The organism is Halomonas sp. BM-2019 (assembly GCF_017584085.1).
Genome location: NZ_CP071922.1, coordinates 1,553,982 through 1,556,275, shown reverse-complemented (window position 1 = coordinate 1,556,275; position 2,294 = coordinate 1,553,982). Strand labels below are relative to the sequence as shown.

Here is a 2,294-nt window from a genome sequence, read left to right as displayed (position 1 = left end):
TTTCTTGCGCGCTGGTACCCGGAGCGGTTCGTTCACTCCAGTCGGTTAAGTTGATAAAACCAGCTAATGCGTTGGTGCGCAAGGCACTGGCAATAATATCGAAACCGGCAAAGGTGGTGAAATCTTGCACCGTGTCGAGTTCACGAATTTGCCGCGATAGCTCATTGCGGAATTCTTCCGCACGTTCGAGTGATGCAGTTGCTGGCAACTGAGCGACTGCCAAAGCGACACCTTGGTCTTCACCGGGAACCAAGCTGGTTGGCATACGGCTCATCAGGACACCGGTACCGACCACAAACGCTAGGAAGAGAATCACACCAAAGACAGAGCGACGGATAAAGAAAGCGACCGCATTGACAAAGCCATTGGTGAGCTTGTCGAAACCGGCATTAAACAGCGCAAAAGGTTTCGATACATGGTGACTTTGTTTGTCCAGCAGGAGAGCACACATAGCCGGTGTCAGGGTTAAGGCAACAACACCGGAAACGACCACGGAAACAGCAATGGTGACGGCGAATTGCTGATAGAGTTCGCCACTTAACCCGCCTAAAAAGGCGACAGGCGCGAAAACAGCAACCAAAACCAAAGTCGATGAAACAACGGCACCGGAAACCTGCTTCATTGTCTCAATCGACGCTTCTTTCGCCTTCATGCCTTTCTCCGAGATGAGGCGTTCAACGTTTTCCATAACGATGATGGCGTTGTCGACGACAATACCGATAGCCAGCACCAAGCCGAATAGCGTTAGCATGTTGATTGAAAAACCAAATGCTTGCATACCCGCAAAGGTACCAATCAGAGATACGGGGATTGCCGCGACAGGAATTAAAGTAGCACGCAAGTGTTGCAAGAATAAGAACGTGACAAGTACCACCAACACGACCGCGATGAGTAGCGTAACGATGACTTCATTCACCGAAATCTGGATAAACTCGGTCGTGTCGTAGGGCACATAATAGGACAATCCTGCAGGGAATTGTTCAGCAAGTTCTTGTAGCTTTGCATGCACGTTCTCAGCAGTTTGCAACGCGTTGGCGCCGGGCTGTAGGAATACACCAAATGGCACAGCGTCTTGGTTATTGTAAATAGCAGAGAAGCCGTAGGTTTGCGCGCCTAGCTCGATTCGGGCGACATCGCCAACGCGAATACTGTTGCCACTGTCGTCGGACCGAATAATGACATTGGCAAACTCTTCTGGGGTACTCAGTTGCGTATTAGTGGTTGCAGCAAAAGTAAAAGCGTTCCCTTTCGGCGCGGGATCTGCGCCGAAGCGGCCGGCTGCATATTGTGCACTTTGATCGCGAATCGCGTTGCTGACATCCGCAGGAATTAAACCATATTCGGCTAGTTTAGCCGGGTCGGTCCAAATTCGCATGGAGTAGTCTTGGGCGCCAAACAACGAGGCGTCACCCACGCCTTCGACACGAACTAATTCGTCGAGGATATTGAGTAGCGTGTAGTTACTGATATCCAGTGTGCTCATGCTGCCGTCATCGGAGAAGAGCGTCGCGACCATAAGGATATTGGTTGAACGTGACTCAACTCGGACGCCAAGATCCCGAACCGTTTGTGGCAATCGCGCCGAGGCTGCTTGTACGCGGTTATTCACGTTGATGGTGTTTTGATCCGGGTCTGAGCCCATGGCAAACGAAATGGTAATCTGCAACATACCGGAGTCAGTGGTAGTCGTTTCCATGTACAACATGTCGTCGACGCCATTAATCTCTTGCTCTAGTGGCGCTGCTACTGAACTAGCGAGTACGTCGGCGCTAGCACCGGGATAAATGGTGCTAATGACCACTTGCGGCGGCACAACATTCGGGTACTGTTCAACCGGCAGGGCGCGAATTGAAACAATCCCAGCAATGACAATAATAATCGAGATGACCGACGCGAATAGGGGACGGTCAATGAAAAAACGTAACATAAACTTTCCTTTACTCGTTTATTGACCGTTGGTAATCATGACAGGCGCACCATCACGAACCGCAACATGACCATTGACGATTAATTTGTCGCCCGCTGATAAGCCGTCAAGAATAACCTGTTTGCCATTTATCTTTGGACCTAAGGTCACAGGCCGCGCCTGTGCTTGCTCGGTGCCGTTAACGACATACACTTGCGGGCCGTCTGGGCCTTGGCTCACAGTTGTTGGGTTAATCAGAACGACGTCATCGAAAGTTTGCAAAGCGAGTTCAACACGGACAAATTGACCGGGTAGCAAAACATTATCGCGATTATCCACTTCTGCACGCATGACAATACGGCCAGTCTGCGCATCGATACTTGGCGCT

The 2,294-nt window shown here is 50.7% G+C and carries 2 pseudogenes; both read right to left on the bottom strand.

The annotated features are described in order from the left end of the window. Nucleotides 1-1,927 (bottom strand): annotated as a pseudogene (locus J5F18_RS07840) (efflux RND transporter permease subunit); the annotation flags it as partial. An 18-nt stretch (nt 1,928-1,945) separates the two neighbouring features. After that, nucleotides 1,946-2,294, bottom strand: a pseudogene (locus J5F18_RS07835) (efflux transporter periplasmic adaptor subunit); the annotation flags it as partial.